The sequence below is a fragment of the Stenotrophomonas koreensis genome (assembly GCF_001431525.1).
Taxonomy (GTDB): Bacteria; Pseudomonadota; Gammaproteobacteria; order Xanthomonadales; family Xanthomonadaceae; genus Stenotrophomonas; species Stenotrophomonas koreensis.
The window spans coordinates 32,885-47,762 of sequence record NZ_LDJH01000011.1 but is presented as its reverse complement, the minus strand read 5'-3'; the positions used below and the strand labels follow the sequence as shown (position 1 = coordinate 47,762).

The following is a 14,878-nucleotide window of genomic DNA, read 5'->3' as shown; positions in this document are numbered from 1 at the left end:
GCGGTGCGGTGATCGACGTGCGGCGTCACTGCGGCTGGAACAGCTCCAGCTGCTCGCCATCCGGGCCGAACGCGCTGGCCACCGCGCAGCGGCCCACGCCGGGCAGCTCCACTACCTGCTGTGCGATCAGCTGCCCGCCCAGCGTCAGCACCCGTGCCACGTCGGCGTCCAGGTCATCGCTGCGCAGCGAGGCGGAGAGGATGCCGATGTTCGGCGGTACCGCCGCATCGCGCAGCGGCGCATCGGGCAGGTGCTCCATTTCCAGGTAGGCAAACATCTCGACCCGGCCCGGGACGATATGGCCGTCCTTGATCAGGTTGACGTTGTGGATCTTGACCGGGCGGTCGGTGCCCAGCAGCGCCTGCAGTTCGGGGAAATCCAGCACCCGGTCAAACAGCGTTTCAAAGCCCAGTGCCTGGTAGAAGGCGACCGAGCGGGCGACATCGCGGGTGGCGATGGCGATGGTCTGCACCACGCTGACCTCGGTCTCCAGCGCGCCGCGCAGTTCGCCGCCGCGCTCGTACGAGAACACGTCCAGGCGGATGCCATCGGGGTCGTCGTTGATCGAGTCGCGCACCGCGACCTGCTCGCTGACTTCCCAGTAGCTGGGTTCGTGTGCGCTGCTGCCGCCGGCGGCGGTGACCGCCTGCATCGTTGCCAGGGCATCGCGGCAACGGAAGTTCAGTGCGTAATAGCCGCTGCCGTTGTACAGGTTGCCGGCATGCCACAGGCGCTGGCCGGGCGCATCGAACTGCAGCAGGCGGATCCGGCCCAGGCCGCTGTCGTCGGCGGCAATCACCGCCCAGCGCCCACGCAGTGCCGGGTCAAAGCGCCACAGGGCGGCCAGTTCGGCAGGGATGTCGCCACGCGCCTGCAGCCGGTAGCCCAGGGCCTGGGAATAAAAGGACAGGGCGCGCTCCAGATCGCTGACGCCCAGGGTGACCAGTTTCACTTCTGACAGCATGCCGCGGACTCCAGTGACAGGTGACAAGATGCGTGGGGCATCCCGATCCTGCTGCATGTCCGGACATTTCGTCCAGCCGCAGGTATTACTCCGCGCCGTTTTCCATGTCCAGGGTCATCTGGTAGGTGAACTGGTCCGGGCGGTACTGGATGTTGAGCAGGTCCACCAGCTGGCCCTCGGCATCGTAGGAGCGGCGTTCCAGCGCAAGCAGGGCGGTGCCGGGTTCGACCTTCAGGTGCAGGGCAGCCACCGCATCGGCATTGACCGCACTGAGTACCTGCTCGACCTGCTTGAGCGCGATGCCCATTTCCTTGAACAGGGTCAGGCGGGCGGTGTTGGCCAGCCGTGCCTCGTTGAACACCTCGTCGTTGTCGGTGCGGGTCCAGCTGACGTAGTAGCCCAGCGGGGTGTCGTTGCGCAGGCGCAGGCGGATGGCCTGCACCAGCGGCTCGCGCGGGCCGGTATCGAACAGGGCGCGGATCGGCTCCGGCGGCACTGCGCGGCGGAATTGCAGCATCTTCACCCGGGTGTGCTCGGCCATCACCTCCAGCGTTTCGATCAGCCCGGTCAGCGGGCTGTGCATGGGCTTGGGCCGGCTGCGGTGGATGACATGGGTGCCCTTGCCGCGGCGGCGCTCGACCAGGCCTTCGGCGGCCAGTTCGTCCAGTGCCCGTTTGGCGGTGATGCGCGAGACCCCGAAGCTGTCGGCGAGGTCGAATTCGGTCGGAATGCGCATGCCGCGGGCGATCTCGCCGGACAGGATGCGGTCACGCAGCAGCGAGAACATCTGGTGGTACAGCGGGGTCGGCAAATCATTGCGCAGCAGCTTGTGCGCGTTGGCGCTGAGCAGGCTGGTCAAGGCATCTTGTTGGGACATGTCGGCTTCACCCTCCTTTGGCTTAATGCTATAACGATATGACAAATAGGATAGGCCATGACCACCTTCGAGCATGTGATTTCAAGCCACCGCGACCGAAACGTGATCCAGATCGCGATCCAGCGTCCGGACAAGCGCAATGCGCTGGCCTCCGCGCACTGGGCCGCGCTGGAGGCCGCCCTGGACGAGGCGGCCGTTTCCGATGCCCATATCCTGGTGCTGTCCGGGGTTCCGGGCGCGTTCTGCGCCGGTGCCGACATCGACGAGCTGGGCCGGCTGCTGGCTTCGCCGCAGGCCTTCGCCGACAACAATGCACTGGTACAGCGCACCCAGCTCAAGCTGCAGCGCATCAAGCAGACCACCATCGCGGTGATCGATGGTGCCTGCGTCGGCGGCGGCCTGGGCCTGGCGCTGGCCTGTGACCTGCGCCTGGCCACGGCGCGCAGTCGTTTTGCCATTACCCCGGCCAAACTCGGCCTAGTCTACAGCGCCGCCGACAGCGCCCGCCTGGTCCATGCTGTCGGCATGGCGCGGGCGCGCGAGCTGCTGCTGACCGGCCGCCTGCTCGATGCCGCCACTGCCGCCGACTGGGGCCTGGTCAGCACCCTGTGCGCCGATGCCGACGCACTGGAACAGGCCCGGGCCAGCCTGCTGGACAACCTGGGGGCGACCTCCGGCCAGGCCCGCGCCGGGATCAAGACCGTACTGGCGCACCTGGGGGGCGACCTCGCGGTGGATGCCGCCGCCGCCGAGGCCGCCTTCGCTGCCGCCTTCCACAGTGATGATTTCGCCGAAGGCGCTGCCGCCTTCCTCGGCAAACGCCCACCCACCTTTACCGGAGCCCTGCGCTGATGCCCGCCTACCTCGTGATCAAGGCCAAGGTCACCGACCCGGCCCGCTTTGCCCCCTACGCCGCACAGGCGGCGGCCCTGCTCGAACGCTTCGGCGGCCAGTACCTGGTGCGCGGTGGCAGCCAGCAGCGGCTGGAAGGACAGGACGATGGCATGCGGGTGGTGGTCAGCCGTTTTCCCGACCGTGCCGCCGCGCTGGCGTTCTGGAACAGCCCCGAATACACCGCGTGCAAGGCGATCCGCGCCGGCACCGGGGTGTTCGAGGTGACCCTGGTGGAGGATGCGGCATGAGCCTGGCCTATCGCGCGCTGGCGCTGCAGACCACCTGCCATGCGGTCAACGGCTGTGCCGATGCCGGGCAGGCGCAGGCGCTGATGGCGCGCAACATCGAGCGGGTTGGGCGCCAGATCCGTGCCTCCAAGGCCTTCATCGGCGCCGACCTGAAGCTGGTGGTGCTGCCTGAGTACTTCGCCAGCAGCTACCCGCTGGGCGACACCATCGAGGGCTGGGCGGCCAAGGGCAGCTTTGCGATGGACGGGGCCGAGTACGAACAGCTTGGCCGCATCGCCCAGGACAACGGGGTGTACCTGGTGTCCAACGCCTACGAGCGCGACCCCCACTTCCCGGGCCTGTATTTCCAGTCGCAGGTGGTGCTTGACGATGCCGGCAACCAGATCCTGCGCTACCGCCGGCTGATCTCGCTGTACGCGCCCAGCCCGCATGACGTCTGGGACAAATACCTGGACATCTACGGCATCGACGGGGTGTTCCCGGTGGCGCGCACGCCGCTGGGCAACCTGGCCTGCATTGCCTCCGAGGAGATCCTGTACCCGGAAATCGCGCGTGCCCATGGCCTGCGCGGGGCCGAGGTGCTGCTGCACTGCACCTCCGAGGTCGGCAGCCCGGAGCTGACCCCCAAGGACATCGCCAAGCGCGCGCGCGCGATCGAGAACATCGCCTACGTGGTCTCGGCCAACACCGCCGGCATCAGCGGGGTGGACATGCCGCTGGGCAGTGCCGATGGCATGAGCAAGATCGTCGATGACCAGGGCCGGGTGCTGGCCTGCGCCGGTACCGGCGAGTCGATGGCCGCCAGTGCCGAGCTGGACATCGCCGGTCTGCGCCGTCGCCGGCAGCGTCCGGGCATGGGCAATTTCCTCTCGCGCCTGCCCAATGCCGCGGTTGCCGCCGGCGTGGCCCCGGCCGCGCTGGCCCCGAACCAGCTGCTGCAAGGCGGTACCCACACCATCCCGCAGCGTGCCGATTTTGCTGCCCGCCAGCAGGCCTCGATCGCCGCGCTGAAATCGCTTGGAGTCCTGCATGACTGAGCCGACCTCCCTGCCGCTGCGCAACCCGCGTACCGGCGCCCACGATGGCGACCTGCCGGTCACCGCCACCGCCGACGTGGCCGCTGCCGGCCAGCAGCTGCGTGCCGCGCAGCCGGCCTGGGCGGCGTTGCCGGTGGAGCAGCGCTGCGCCCGCCTGGCCGCGCTGGCCGAGGCGATCGCCGCCCGCCGCGAGGCCTTGCTGGAGCTGCTGCTGGCCGATACCGGGCGCTGGCATGAGTCGGTGATCGAGGTTGACGGCACCATCGCCGCGATCCGCCGCTGGGCCCAGCAGGCGCCGGCCTGCCTGGAGGAGAAACCGCCCCAGGTCGAGGCCATCGGCTTCATCCACAGCCAGCAGACCTGGGTCGCCTACCCGGTGGTCGGGGTGATCAGCCCGTGGAACTTCCCGCTGATGCTGACCCTGATCGACGCGGTACCGGCGCTGGCCGCCGGCTGCAGCATCCTGGCCAAGCCCAGCGAGGTCACCTCGCGCTTCGTGCCGCTGCTGCGCGAAGCGCTGGCCGAGGCCGGGCTGGCCGAGGTGTTCGTGCTGGTTACCGGCGCCGGTGCCACCGGCCAGGCGGTGATCGAGGCATCGGACCAGATCTGCTTCACCGGCTCGGTAGCCACCGGGCGCAAGGTCGGCGAGGCCTGCGCGCGCCGCTTCATCCCGGCCTCGCTGGAGCTCGGCGGCAAGGACCCGGCGCTGGTGCTGTCCGATGCCAATGTCGAGCACGCCGCGCGGGCACTGGCCTGGGGCAGCTTCGTCAATGGCGGCCAGAGCTGCATGTCGATCGAGCGCGTCTACGTCGAGGCGCCGGTGGCCGAGCGCTTCATCGCGGCGCTCACCCGCGAGGCCGCGGCGCTGACCCTGACCTGTGATGACCCCAAGGCCGGCCAGATCGGCCCGGTCATCGCCGCCTCGCAGGTGGAACTGGTGCGCGGCCAGCTGGCCGATGCGCTGGCCAGGGGCGCGCGTGCACTCACCGGCGGTGCGCTGGTCGAGCGTGGCGGCGTGTGGTGCCCGCCCACCGTGCTGGTGGATGTCAGCGATGACATGGCGGTGGTGCGCGATGAGAGCTTTGCCAGCGTGCTGCCGGTGATCGTGGTGGCCGATGAGGCCGAGGCGATTGCGCGTGCCAATGCCACCGAGTTCGGGCTGTCGGCCGCGGTGTTCAGTAGTGATCAGCAACGCGCGCTGCGCGTGGCCCGCCAGCTGCAGGCCGGCGGCATCTCGATCAACGATGCCTGCCTGACCGGCATGGTGCAGACGGCCGAGAAGCAGAGCTTCAAGCTCTCCGGCATGGGCGGCTCGCGCATGGGCACCGCCTCGATCCGCCGCTTCGTGCGCGCCCGCGCGCTGCTGATCAACAACGGCACCGCCTCGCCGTGGTGGTTCCCGCCGGCGGCCTGAGCCGGGCAGCCGCGTTTGATATCACCCTGTCCGGGGCTCTGTCCCGGCAGGGTTGGCGCTCAGCGCCGCCGCGCCTGATGGTAATGGCGCAGGCCAATCACCAGCAGGCCCAGCAGCCCGAGCAGCGCGCAGCCGCCGTGCAGGGCCGACCAGGACAGGGCATCACGCAACGGGTTGGCCGTTGTCAGCGGCCACAGCGGCTGGATGTCGGCGTGCATCAGCGCATCCAGCGCGATATGGCTCAAGCTGCCGACAAACGCCCCCAGCGCCGCCGCCGGCCAGTCAATGGGCGGCGCAGGCCAGCGCAGCAGGCGCAGCATCCTGTTGCCGATCGGCCGCCCGGTCAGTGTGGCCAGCAGCCCGATCAGCAGGGCCCCGGCCAGGCTGTGGCTGACACCGTGCAGGCTGTCGATCAGCCCGAGCAGGCCAAGCAGCGGCTCGATATCCATCAGCACCTGGGTGCCGGCAAACACCAGCAGGCTGATCCGGTGCCCGCCCAGCGGCTTGATTGCCAGGCCGGGGCCAAGATGGAACGGGGTGAACGGCATGGGCGGGGACTCGCAAGGGGACAGGCCTGCGCCCTGCCGGGAGGACTTCCCGGCCCGGGCGCAGGTTGTACAGGTTGCGCAAGGTAGCCGAAGCGGATGCGCAGTGGCCACCGTGCCGGCCCGCTGAGTCCCGCTGGGCTCCATGCATCCCAACCCGGCCACGGTCTGCCCCGCCACGGCCGGCAGCTGCCGGCCGCAACGGGGCAGGTCGCTTACTGGCGCTGGTAGACCTGGCCGCCCTCGGCCAGGAACTGCGCCGACATCCCGGCCATGCCCTCGGCAATGGCCTGCTCCGGCAGCGCCGGTGCCGGCGGCTGTCCGGCCTGCGCCGCAGCGGCATCGCGCACGTCCTGGGTGATGCTCATCGAGCAGAAGTGCGGCCCGCACATCGAGCAGAAGTGCGCGCTCTTGTGCGCATCCTTGGGCAGGGTCTCGTCGTGAAACTCACGCGCCTTTTCCGGGTCCAGCCCGAGGTGGAACTGGTCCTCCCAGCGGAATTCGAAGCGCGCCTTGCTCAGTGCGTTGTCGCGCACCTGCGCGCCGGGATGGCCCTTGGCCAGGTCGGCGGCGTGGGCGGCAATCCTGTAGGCCATGATGCCGTCGCGCACGTCCTGGCGGTTGGGCAGGCCCAGGTGCTCCTTCGGGGTCACGTAGCAGAGCATCGCGGTACCGTACCAGCCGATCATCGCCGCGCCGATCGCGCTGGTGATGTGGTCATAGCCCGGGGCGATGTCGGTGGTCAGCGGGCCCAGGGTGTAGAACGGTGCCTCGCCGCACTCGGCCAGCTGCTTGTCCATGTTGGCCTTGATCAGCTGCATCGGCACATGGCCCGGGCCTTCGACCATGCACTGCACATCGTGCTGCCAGGCGATCTTGGTCAGTTCGCCCAGGGTTTCCAGCTCGCCGAACTGGGCCGCGTCGTTGGCATCGGCAATGCAGCCCGGGCGCAGGCCATCGCCCAGCGAGAAGGCCACGTCATAGGCCTTCATGATTTCGCAGATTTCCTCGAAGTGGGTGTAGAGGAAGTTCTCGCGGTGGTGGGCCAGGCACCACTTGGCCATGATCGAGCCGCCGCGGCTGACAATGCCGGTGACCCGGTTGGCGGTCAGCGGCACGTAGCGCAGCAGCACCCCGGCGTGGATGGTGAAGTAGTCCACGCCCTGTTCGGCCTGTTCGACCAGGGTGTCGCGGTAGACCTCCCAGCTCAGGTCCTCGGCGCGGCCATCGACCTTTTCCAGTGCCTGGTACAGCGGCACCGTGCCGATCGGCACCGGCGAGTTGCGCACGATCCACTCGCGGGTTTCGTGGATGTGCTTGCCGGTGGACAGGTCCATCACGTTGTCCGCACCCCAGCGGATCGCCCAGACCAGCTTCTCCACTTCCTCGGCAATGCCCGAAGACACCGCGCTGTTGCCGATGTTGGCGTTGATCTTGGTCAGGAAGTTGCGGCCGATGATCATCGGCTCGCTTTCCGGGTGGTTGATGTTGCACGGCAGGATCGCGCGGCCGCGGGCGATCTCCTCGCGCACGAATTCGGCGGTGATCCGCTCCGGGATGCTGGCGCCGAAGGACTGGCCCGGGTGCTGTGCGCGCAGGCCGGCATCGGCCAGCGCCTCCAGGCGCTGGTTCTCGCGGATGGCGACGAATTCCATTTCCGGGGTGATGATGCCGCGGCGGGCGTAGTGCAGCTGGGTGACATTGGCACCGGGCAGGGCGCGACGCGGCGCGCGCCGGGCCGGGAAGCGCACCGCATCCAGCCGCGCATCCAGCTCGCGGGCACGGCCGAAGGTGGAACTGAGCCGGTCCAGTACCGCGCTGTCGCCGCGCTCGGCAATCCAGCCGGCGCGCAGTGCCGGCAGGCCGGCGGCCAGGTCGATGCGCGCGTCCGGGTCGGTGTACGGGCCGGAGGTGTCATACACGGTGACCGGCGCATTGGGTTGCGGGCCGTTGGCGGTCGGGGTGTCGCTCAGCGCGATCTGGCGCATCGGCACGCGCAGGTCCGGGCGCGAACCGGCGACATGGATCTTGCGCGAACCGGGAATCGGCCGGGTCACGGCCTCGGAGAGGGACTGGGTCTGTTGCAACAACGCGGTGGTGCTGGCATTCATGGCACTTCGTCCTGGTGATGGGAACGAAGCGGGAGCGCGCACGCATGCCGGCACCGGGCGTGCGCATGCACGGTCCCCGGGCCGGTTGGCCTGCGAAGCTTCCCTACGCCGGTATCAACCGGATCAGGTTCGAAGGGTCTGTCTCAATCACCGCATCAACCCGGTGATACCCCCGCTTCGGCGCCGATTAGAGCATATCCGCCGGCCCGACGGGCAGCGCTCAGGCGTCGGCCAGCAGCTCGCGCACGCAAGGTTCCAGCCCGAGCAGGCCGGCGCGCCGGCCCAGCGCGATCGCCTCTTCGGCCGCCATGCCCTGGTGCCAGGCCGCGTGCAGCGCGACCAGTGCGCCGACCCGGTTGGCGCTGGCGCAGTGGATCAGCAGCGGTTGTTCGGCGTGGGTCTGCAGCAGCTCGGCAAAGTGCGCGACCCGGACGCGGTCCAGGTCATCGCCACTGGCAATCGGCAGTGCGTGGTAGGCCAGGCCGGCGGCGCGCACCAGTGCGGCCTCGTCCACCCCGGGCTGTTCGCTGTCCGGGCGCAGGTTGATCACTGCGGCCAGTCCGGCCTGCTTCAGGGCGGGCCATTGGTCGTGGCTGATCTGGCCGGCGGCATATCGCAGCGGGGCATAGGCTTCGGGCAAGGACATGGGGCTTCTCTCTCTATCAGGCGAAGGAAACAAACTTGCTCAGCAGGATCGACACCGCGACCAGCACCAGCACCACGGCGAAGATACGCCGCAACAGCGCCTGCGGCACGCGGGTGCCGAGCCGCCCGCCGAGCATCGAAGCGGCGCCGCCGATGGCGATGAACAGGCCGATCACGGTCGCATCCAGCTGCAATTGGCCACTATCGGCCATTAAATATTTGCCAAAGCCGACCGCACTGTTGAGCACGATCAGCAGCAGGCTGGTGGCCACCGCGCGTGGCATCGGCAGGCCCAGCAGCAGCACCAGCGCCGGCACGATCAAAAAGCCGCCACCGATGCCGACCAGGCCGGTCAGCAGGCCGACCCCGATCCCGGCCAGGGCAATGGCCCAGGCGCTCTTGCGCGGGCCCTGCACGCTGGCGGCGCCGCCGCTGGCCATCCGCCAGGCCGCCACCAGCATCACCGGGGCGAAGATCAGCAGCTGGCTGCCTTCAGGCAGCCGTTGTGCCAGCCAGGCACCGGCCACCGTGCCGAGCATGCTCGGCGGGCCGAAGGCGAGCAGGGCGCGGCCATCGACCAGACCACGTCGCAGCAGCGGCAGTGCACCGATCAGGCTGATGCCGCCGACGATCGCCAGCGAGCTGGCCACCGCGGTCTTTTCCGGCATGCCCAGCAGGTAGGTCAGGATCGGCACGGTCAGGATCGACCCCCCCGAACCGAGCAGGCCCAGGCTCAGGCCGATGATTGCAGCGCCCAGGATGATCCAGTGCATAGTTGTCGCTCCCGCGAAGATGAACATCACGCGACCTGCGTGGTGGTGTAATCATTCTGACTGAGCTAAATTTAGCAACAACTGAACTACAACGCCAACGAGGTGTTCCATGACGACCGTTGCCGCTTTGCCCAGCCCGCAGGTGGAGAGCTTCTTCCACGCGCCCACCAACACCTTCACCCATGTGGTGTATGACCAGCGCGGTGGGCATGCCGCGATCATCGACCCGGTGATGGATTTCGATCCGGCCTCCGGACGTACCGGCTATACCTCGGTACAGGCGGTGATCGACTTCATTGCCGACCAGCAGCTGACGGTGCAGTGGATCCTGGAAACCCACGCCCATGCCGACCACCTGTCCAGCGCCGGCTACCTGCACGACCGCTATGGCGCACCAGTGGCCATCGGTGCCGGCATCGTCGCGGTGCAGGAGCGGTTCAAGGCGCTGTTCGGCCTGGGCGATGAGTTCATCGCCGATGGCCGCCAGTTCGACCGCCTGTTCAACGATGGCGACACCTTCCAGGTCGGCCAGCTGCCGGCGCGGGTGATCGCCACCCCGGGGCACACCGATGACAGCCTGAGCTACGTGATTGGCGATGCCGCCTTCATCGGCGACACCCTGTTCGCACCGGATACCGGCAGCGCCCGCGCCGATTTCCCCGGCGGCGATGCCGGCCGGCTGTATGACTCGATCCAGCGCCTGCTCGGCCTGCCGGCCAGCACCCGGCTGTTCCTGTGCCACGACTACCCGCCCGAGGGCCGGCATGAGGATCCACTGACCCGGGTGGCCGAACAGGCCAGCGCCAATGTGCATGTCGGTGGCGGCCGTTCACGCCAGGAGTATGTGCAGCTGCGCCAGACCCGCGATGCGCACCTGCCGGTACCGAAGCTGCTGCTGCCCTCGCTGCAGGTCAATATCCGCGGTGGCCGGCTGCCGGCCGCTGACGCCAATGGCATCGCTTACCTGCGCTTGCCGCTCAATGTGATGGGAGGTGAACAATGAACCTGCATCCATGGCTGCAGGCCCTGGCCGGCGGCGTGTTGATCGGGCTGTCGGCGGTGGTGCTGCTGCTGCTCAATGGCCGTATCGCCGGCATCAGTGGCATTGCCTTCAGCCTGTTCGAGCGTTCGCGCCTGGGGGAATGGGCCTGGAAGCTGGCCTTCATCGCCGGCATGGTCGGTGCCGGTGTGGCCGTGCTGGCCTGGCAGGGCCAGGCGCCGGCAGCGCCCGTCTCCACCCCGATGCTGGTTGGCGCCGGCCTGCTGGTCGGCATCGGCACCGCGCTGGGCAATGGCTGTACCTCGGGCCATGGCGTCTGCGGCCTGGGCCGGATGTCCGCACGTTCGCTGGTGGCGGTGCTGGCCTTCATGGCCACCGCGATCGCCACCGTGTTTGTCGTCCGTCATGTCCTGGGAGGTGCGTAATGGCACGGATTCTTGCTGCCCTGTTGTCGGGCGTGTTGTTTGGCCTGGGTCTGGCCATTTCCGGCATGACCGACCCGGCCGTGGTGCTGGGCTTCCTGGACCTGTTCGGTGACTTCAACCCGGCGCTGATGTTCGTGCTCGGCGGTGCGGTCGGCACCACCATGCTTGCCTTCCGCCTGGTGCTGCGCCGTCCGGCGCCGTTGCTGGAGGACAAGTTCCAGCTGCCGACCCGCAAGGACATCGATGCCCGCCTGGTGATCGGTGCCGGCCTGTTCGGCATCGGCTGGGGCCTGGCCGGCTACTGCCCGGGCCCGGCGCTGGTCTCGGCCGGCGCGCTGGTGGACACCGCACTGGTGTTCGTGCCGGTGATGCTGGTCAGCGGTGTGCTCACCCGCCGCCTGCTCGCCGGGCGTTGAGCCACTTAGCCGGCCATCACGGGCAGCTGTCCGTGGTGGCCGGCACGGCCGTTTCACAACGTGTGCAGGCGCCGGTTGATCCGGCGCAGCTTGAACGCCAGCAGCACCATCAGGACCCCGGCCACCAGCGCATACAGCGCGATCAACCACAGCATCGCCACCGCACCGGCTCCCGGCGAGAACGCCAGGGTCAGCCCCAGCGCCAGTGACAGCAGCCCCAGCACGGCCAGCAGCCATTCCCCCGGCATGACCTGGCGCAGGTGCCAGGCGGCCAGCAGCTGGACCACCCCGATCAGCACCGCCCACAGCGCCATCAGCACGATCAGCACCATCGCCGTGCGCATCGGCTCGATGAAGGTCAGCACCCCGACCGCGACCCCGAGCACGCCCCACAGCGCCAGCAGCCAGCGTGTGCCGGTGCTGCGCTGGCTGCGGCCCAGTGCATTGGCAATGCCGATCAGGCCATCGGCCAGCACATAGGCGCCAAACAGCAGCGCCACCGCGGCAATGGTCTGCCCGGGGAAGAAGAAGGCCACCAGCCCGAACGCGATGGCCACCAGCCCGCGCAGCAACAACAGCCACCAGCTGCGGGCCAGCAAGCTGACAAACGGTGAGAACAGCAGCGACATGGCAACCCCCTGGTGTGTGGAGGGCCAAGCATAGCCGTGGCCGCCACCGGCTGCGGTGAGCCGCGCGCTGGCTCAGCGCGGCCGGGCAGGGGGTGAGGTGTCGGCCGGATGGTGGATACCGTCGCGCACCGGCACCGGTTCCAGCGCGAACGGGTCAATCCCTTCCAGGCAACCGACATTGATGGCGTACTGCTGCGGGTTGGAGCGGCGCTGGTGATGGGTGTGGATGCCGCAATGGCCGCAGAAATAATGCCTGGCGGTGCCGGTGTTGAACCGGTACAGGCGCAGGTCCGCGTGCCCGCGCAGGATGCGCAGATCGGCCAGCGCCATCGAGGCGACGATGGTGCCGCGGCGCCGGCAGTAGGAGCAGTCGCAACGGCGCGGGTCGATCAGGCCGTCAGGCAGTCGCAGTTCCAGCTGCACGCGGCCGCAGTGGCAGCTGGCCCGGTGCAACGGCTGTATGCAGATCCCGCCCACCTGTGTGATGCCCTGTACCTGCTGCATGGCCATGCCCCTTATGCGGATAGGGCCTCAATTGTGGCGCAGGTGGTACAGCGATACGGCCAGCGCACCGATGGCGCCAGACAGTGCCGGCACCACGCTGCTGCGCAGGCTGCCCGACGACCAGCCCAGGCCGATAAACCAGACTGCCCCCAGCGCAGCGCCCAGCAGCACACAGGCCAGCGTGCCCGGCCAGCGCGGCAGCCATGGCCGGGCGATCCCGGCCAGTGCACCGCAGGCCAGGGCGGGCAGCAGGCCGCCGACCCAGGACAGCAGTGCGCCCATCAGCAGAGCGGCGGGGTGGAATTCACCGTGCGCCAGCATCGATACCAGCAGCACCACACACAGGCCCACTGGCGGGGCGAGCAGGCCGTACAGCAGGCTGCCGGCGAGCAGGTCGCGGCAGACGTCAAACGCGGCGATCTTCCAGTGCCCGGCCTGCTGGCGCAGGACGATCACCCGCGCCAGCAGGGCCAGCAGCACGCCTGCGGGGATCAGCCACAGCCACCACACCGCATCAGACGGCATGGTTGCTACCGTTGCGGGCGCGCCCGTTGCCGGGTGCCTGGTGTGCCTGACGGGGCAGGGGACCGGGCATCACTGGCCCGCTCAGTAACCGGCCGCCTGGCCGTCCTTGCGGCTTTCCGAGGCGCCGATGTACACGCCCTGTTCGTGGTCACGCATGATGGCCTGGTAGCCGCCATACGGGCCGTCGGCAAACGTCACCTTGTGGCCCATCTGCATCAGCGCCCGCACGGTGGCATACGGAAAGCCGGTTTCCAGGTTGATCTCGCCGCCATCGCTCATCGCCGTGGCCTGGCCGGTCGGCTCGGTCGAGCGCTCGTGCTGGATGCGCGGCGCATCGCCGGCTTCCTGCAGGTTCATGCCGAAATCGATCAGGTTCATCACAATCTGCGCATGGCCCTGCGGCTGCATCGCCCCGCCCATCACGCCGAAGCTCACCCACGGCTTGCCGTCCTTGGTGATGAAGGCCGGGATGATGGTCTGGAACGGGCGCTTGCCCGGCGCGTAGGCATTGGGGTGGTCGGAGGTCTGCCCCGGCGGCGGCAGCACGAACATCTCGCCACGGTCCTGCAGGATGAAGCCCAGGCCATCGGGGGCCATGCCGCTGCCCATGCCGCGGTAGTTGGACTGGATCAGCGAGACCATCATGCCGTCGGCATCGGCGGTGGTCAGGTAGATGGTGTCGCCTTCCTCCAGCTGCGCCGGGGTGGCCGGCTGCACCACGCGCGCGGCGCGCTGCGGGTCGATCCCGGCACGGCGGGCGGCGGCGTAGCCCTTGGAGATCAGCTGCGCCACCGGCGCCGGCGAGAACGCCGGGTCGGCATAGAAGCGGGCGCGGTCGGCAAAGGCAATCTTCTTGGCCTCGGTGAACAGGTGCACATGCTCGGCCGAGCCGAACGGGATCTTCGAAAAATCGTAGCCTTCCAGGATGTTGAGGATCTGCAGCGCGGCAATGCCCTGGCTGTTGGGCGGCAGCTCCCAGACGTCATGGCCGCGGTAATTGCTGCTTACCGGCTCGACCCACTCGCCCTGGTGGCTGGCCAGGTCCTCGTAGCGCAGGAAGCCGTCATGGCGGCGGAAATACGCATCCATGGTGCGCGCGATATCGCCCTTGTAGAACGCATCACGGCCACCGCGGGCAATCGCCTCCAGGGTGTTGGCCAGGTTCGGGTTGCGCCACATCTGCCCCTTGCGCGGGGCGCGGCCATCGATGGTGAACTGCTCGACAAAGCCCGGGTAGGGCGACAGCCGCGGCACCGAGCGTTCCCAGTAATGGGCAATCACCTCGTGCACCGGGTGGCCGTTGCGGGCATAGGCAATCGTCGGGGCCAGGTTGTCGGCCATCGGCCGCTTGCCGAAACGTTCGTGCAGCGCAAACCACGCATCCACGGTGCCCGGCACCGATACCGGCAACGGGCCATGTGCCGGTATCTCGCTCAGGCCACGGCGGTGGAACTCCTCCACCGTCAGCGCCCGCGGTGAGCGCCCGGAGCCGTTGTAGCCATGCAGCTTCTGCGTCTTCGGGTCCCAGACGATGGCAAACAGGTCACCGCCGATGCCGTTGCCGGTCGGCTCCATCAGCCCGAGCGCGGCATTGGCGGCAATGGCCGCATCCATCGCACTGCCGCCGGCCTTGAGCATATCCAGCGCGATCTGGGTGGCCAGCGGGTGCGAGGTGGCGGCCATCGCCTGCGGTGCAATCACTTCCGAACGGGTGGCAAAAGCCTGGCCGCTGATACGGTCGGCGGCGGCTGCCGGCAGCACGGCACAGAGCAGGGCCCCGGCCAGCAGCAGCGGGCGCAGGTGGCGGCAGGAGGAGGGCAGGCGGCGCATCGGGGACTCCAGCGGCAAATTGTGCACCGAGCATAGCGGCC

At 68.7% G+C, this 14,878-nt stretch carries 17 protein-coding genes and 1 riboswitch; of the genes, 7 read left to right on the top strand and 10 right to left on the bottom strand.

Features of this window, described 5'->3' with window-relative positions; genetic code table 11:
• Positions 1 to 25 precede the first annotated feature (25 nt).
• Together ABB25_RS06460 and ABB25_RS14540 are read right to left on the bottom strand one after the other, a co-directional pair.
• On the bottom strand, positions 26 to 964 hold the full coding sequence (locus tag ABB25_RS06460; protein ID WP_057665127.1) for a VOC family protein: 939 nt from the start codon (positions 962 to 964) through the stop codon (positions 26 to 28).
• Between the two features lie 85 nt (positions 965 to 1,049).
• Positions 1,050 to 1,841 carry a GntR family transcriptional regulator gene (locus ABB25_RS14540; RefSeq protein ID WP_152981070.1) on the bottom strand — a complete coding sequence of 264 codons (792 nt, stop codon included), beginning with the start codon at positions 1,839 to 1,841 and terminating at the stop codon, positions 1,050 to 1,052.
• A gap of 57 nt (positions 1,842 to 1,898) precedes the next feature.
• On the opposite strand from ABB25_RS14540, the gene ABB25_RS06450 reads away from it, so the two are divergent.
• Genes ABB25_RS06450 through ABB25_RS06435 form a run of 4 tightly spaced genes read left to right on the top strand, consistent with a single transcriptional unit; the run spans position 1,899 to position 5,434 of the window.
• Positions 1,899 to 2,693, top strand: coding sequence for an enoyl-CoA hydratase/isomerase family protein (locus tag ABB25_RS06450; RefSeq protein ID WP_057665122.1), 795 nt, complete (start codon positions 1,899 to 1,901; stop codon positions 2,691 to 2,693).
• A complete protein-coding gene (locus ABB25_RS06445) occupies positions 2,693 to 2,983 on the top strand; it encodes a DUF1330 domain-containing protein (RefSeq protein WP_057665120.1) in 291 nt (96 codons plus the stop codon). Before ABB25_RS06450 ends, ABB25_RS06445 begins: the two co-directional genes overlap by 1 nt.
• Positions 2,980 to 4,020 carry a nitrilase-related carbon-nitrogen hydrolase gene (locus ABB25_RS06440; RefSeq protein WP_057665118.1) on the top strand — a complete coding sequence of 347 codons (1,041 nt, stop codon included), beginning with the start codon at positions 2,980 to 2,982 and terminating at the stop codon, positions 4,018 to 4,020. The genes ABB25_RS06445 and ABB25_RS06440 overlap by 4 nt, the downstream gene beginning before the upstream one ends.
• On the top strand, positions 4,013 to 5,434 hold the full coding sequence (locus ABB25_RS06435) for an aldehyde dehydrogenase family protein (protein ID WP_057665117.1): 1,422 nt from the start codon (positions 4,013 to 4,015) through the stop codon (positions 5,432 to 5,434). The genes ABB25_RS06440 and ABB25_RS06435 overlap by 8 nt, the downstream gene beginning before the upstream one ends.
• A 59-nt stretch (positions 5,435 to 5,493) precedes the next feature.
• On the opposite strand, the gene ABB25_RS06430 is transcribed toward ABB25_RS06435, so the two are convergent.
• The 4 genes from ABB25_RS06430 to ABB25_RS06415 all read right to left on the bottom strand — a co-directional run bounded on the left by ABB25_RS06430 (position 5,494) and on the right by ABB25_RS06415 (position 9,508).
• The gene (locus tag ABB25_RS06430) at positions 5,494 to 5,982 is read right to left on the bottom strand and encodes a metal-dependent hydrolase (protein WP_057665114.1); all 489 of its coding nucleotides are present in this window, start codon (positions 5,980 to 5,982) and stop codon (positions 5,494 to 5,496) included.
• Positions 5,983 to 6,194: 212 nt separating this feature from the next.
• The gene (gene thiC / locus ABB25_RS06425) at positions 6,195 to 8,090 is read right to left on the bottom strand and encodes a phosphomethylpyrimidine synthase ThiC (RefSeq protein ID WP_057665113.1); all 1,896 of its coding nucleotides are present in this window, start codon (positions 8,088 to 8,090) and stop codon (positions 6,195 to 6,197) included.
• 82 nt (positions 8,091 to 8,172) lie between these two features.
• Positions 8,173 to 8,274, bottom strand: a riboswitch (TPP riboswitch).
• Between the two features lie 36 nt (positions 8,275 to 8,310).
• Positions 8,311 to 8,736 carry a protein tyrosine phosphatase family protein gene (locus ABB25_RS06420; RefSeq protein WP_057665111.1) on the bottom strand — a complete coding sequence of 142 codons (426 nt, stop codon included), beginning with the start codon at positions 8,734 to 8,736 and terminating at the stop codon, positions 8,311 to 8,313.
• 16 nt (positions 8,737 to 8,752) lie between these two features.
• Positions 8,753 to 9,508, bottom strand: a complete 756-nt coding sequence (locus ABB25_RS06415; protein WP_057665108.1) for a sulfite exporter TauE/SafE family protein — start codon at positions 9,506 to 9,508, stop codon at positions 8,753 to 8,755.
• Positions 9,509 to 9,617: 109 nt separating this feature from the next.
• Between ABB25_RS06415 and ABB25_RS06410 the strand changes: the two genes are divergently transcribed.
• Genes ABB25_RS06410 through ABB25_RS06400 form a run of 3 tightly spaced genes read left to right on the top strand, consistent with a single transcriptional unit; the run spans position 9,618 to position 11,349 of the window.
• Entirely contained in the window at positions 9,618 to 10,511 is an 894-nt protein-coding gene (locus ABB25_RS06410; RefSeq protein ID WP_057665106.1) for an MBL fold metallo-hydrolase, read from the top strand.
• Positions 10,508 to 10,933 (top strand): YeeE/YedE family protein, encoded by a 426-nt coding sequence (locus ABB25_RS06405; protein WP_057665103.1) that lies wholly within the window; start codon positions 10,508 to 10,510, stop codon positions 10,931 to 10,933. Before ABB25_RS06410 ends, ABB25_RS06405 begins: the two co-directional genes overlap by 4 nt.
• Positions 10,933 to 11,349 (top strand): DUF6691 family protein, encoded by a 417-nt coding sequence (locus ABB25_RS06400; protein ID WP_057665101.1) that lies wholly within the window; start codon positions 10,933 to 10,935, stop codon positions 11,347 to 11,349. The genes ABB25_RS06405 and ABB25_RS06400 overlap by 1 nt, the downstream gene beginning before the upstream one ends.
• Positions 11,350 to 11,402: 53 nt before the next feature.
• Here ABB25_RS06400 and ABB25_RS06395 read toward each other — a convergent pair whose 3' ends face one another.
• The 4 genes from ABB25_RS06395 to ggt form a co-directional block, all read right to left on the bottom strand.
• Complete coding sequence (locus tag ABB25_RS06395) at positions 11,403 to 11,978, bottom strand: HdeD family acid-resistance protein (protein ID WP_057665099.1); 576 nt, start codon at positions 11,976 to 11,978, stop codon at positions 11,403 to 11,405.
• Positions 11,979 to 12,050: 72 nt separating this feature from the next.
• Complete coding sequence (locus ABB25_RS06390) at positions 12,051 to 12,488, bottom strand: GFA family protein (protein ID WP_211259292.1); 438 nt, start codon at positions 12,486 to 12,488, stop codon at positions 12,051 to 12,053.
• 21 nt (positions 12,489 to 12,509) lie between these two features.
• The gene (locus tag ABB25_RS06385) at positions 12,510 to 13,007 is read right to left on the bottom strand and encodes a hypothetical protein (protein ID WP_152981069.1); all 498 of its coding nucleotides are present in this window, start codon (positions 13,005 to 13,007) and stop codon (positions 12,510 to 12,512) included.
• A gap of 81 nt (positions 13,008 to 13,088) precedes the next feature.
• The gene (gene ggt / locus ABB25_RS06380; protein ID WP_057665095.1) at positions 13,089 to 14,837 is read right to left on the bottom strand and encodes a gamma-glutamyltransferase; all 1,749 of its coding nucleotides are present in this window, start codon (positions 14,835 to 14,837) and stop codon (positions 13,089 to 13,091) included.
• Between the last annotated feature and the right edge of the window lie 41 nt (positions 14,838 to 14,878).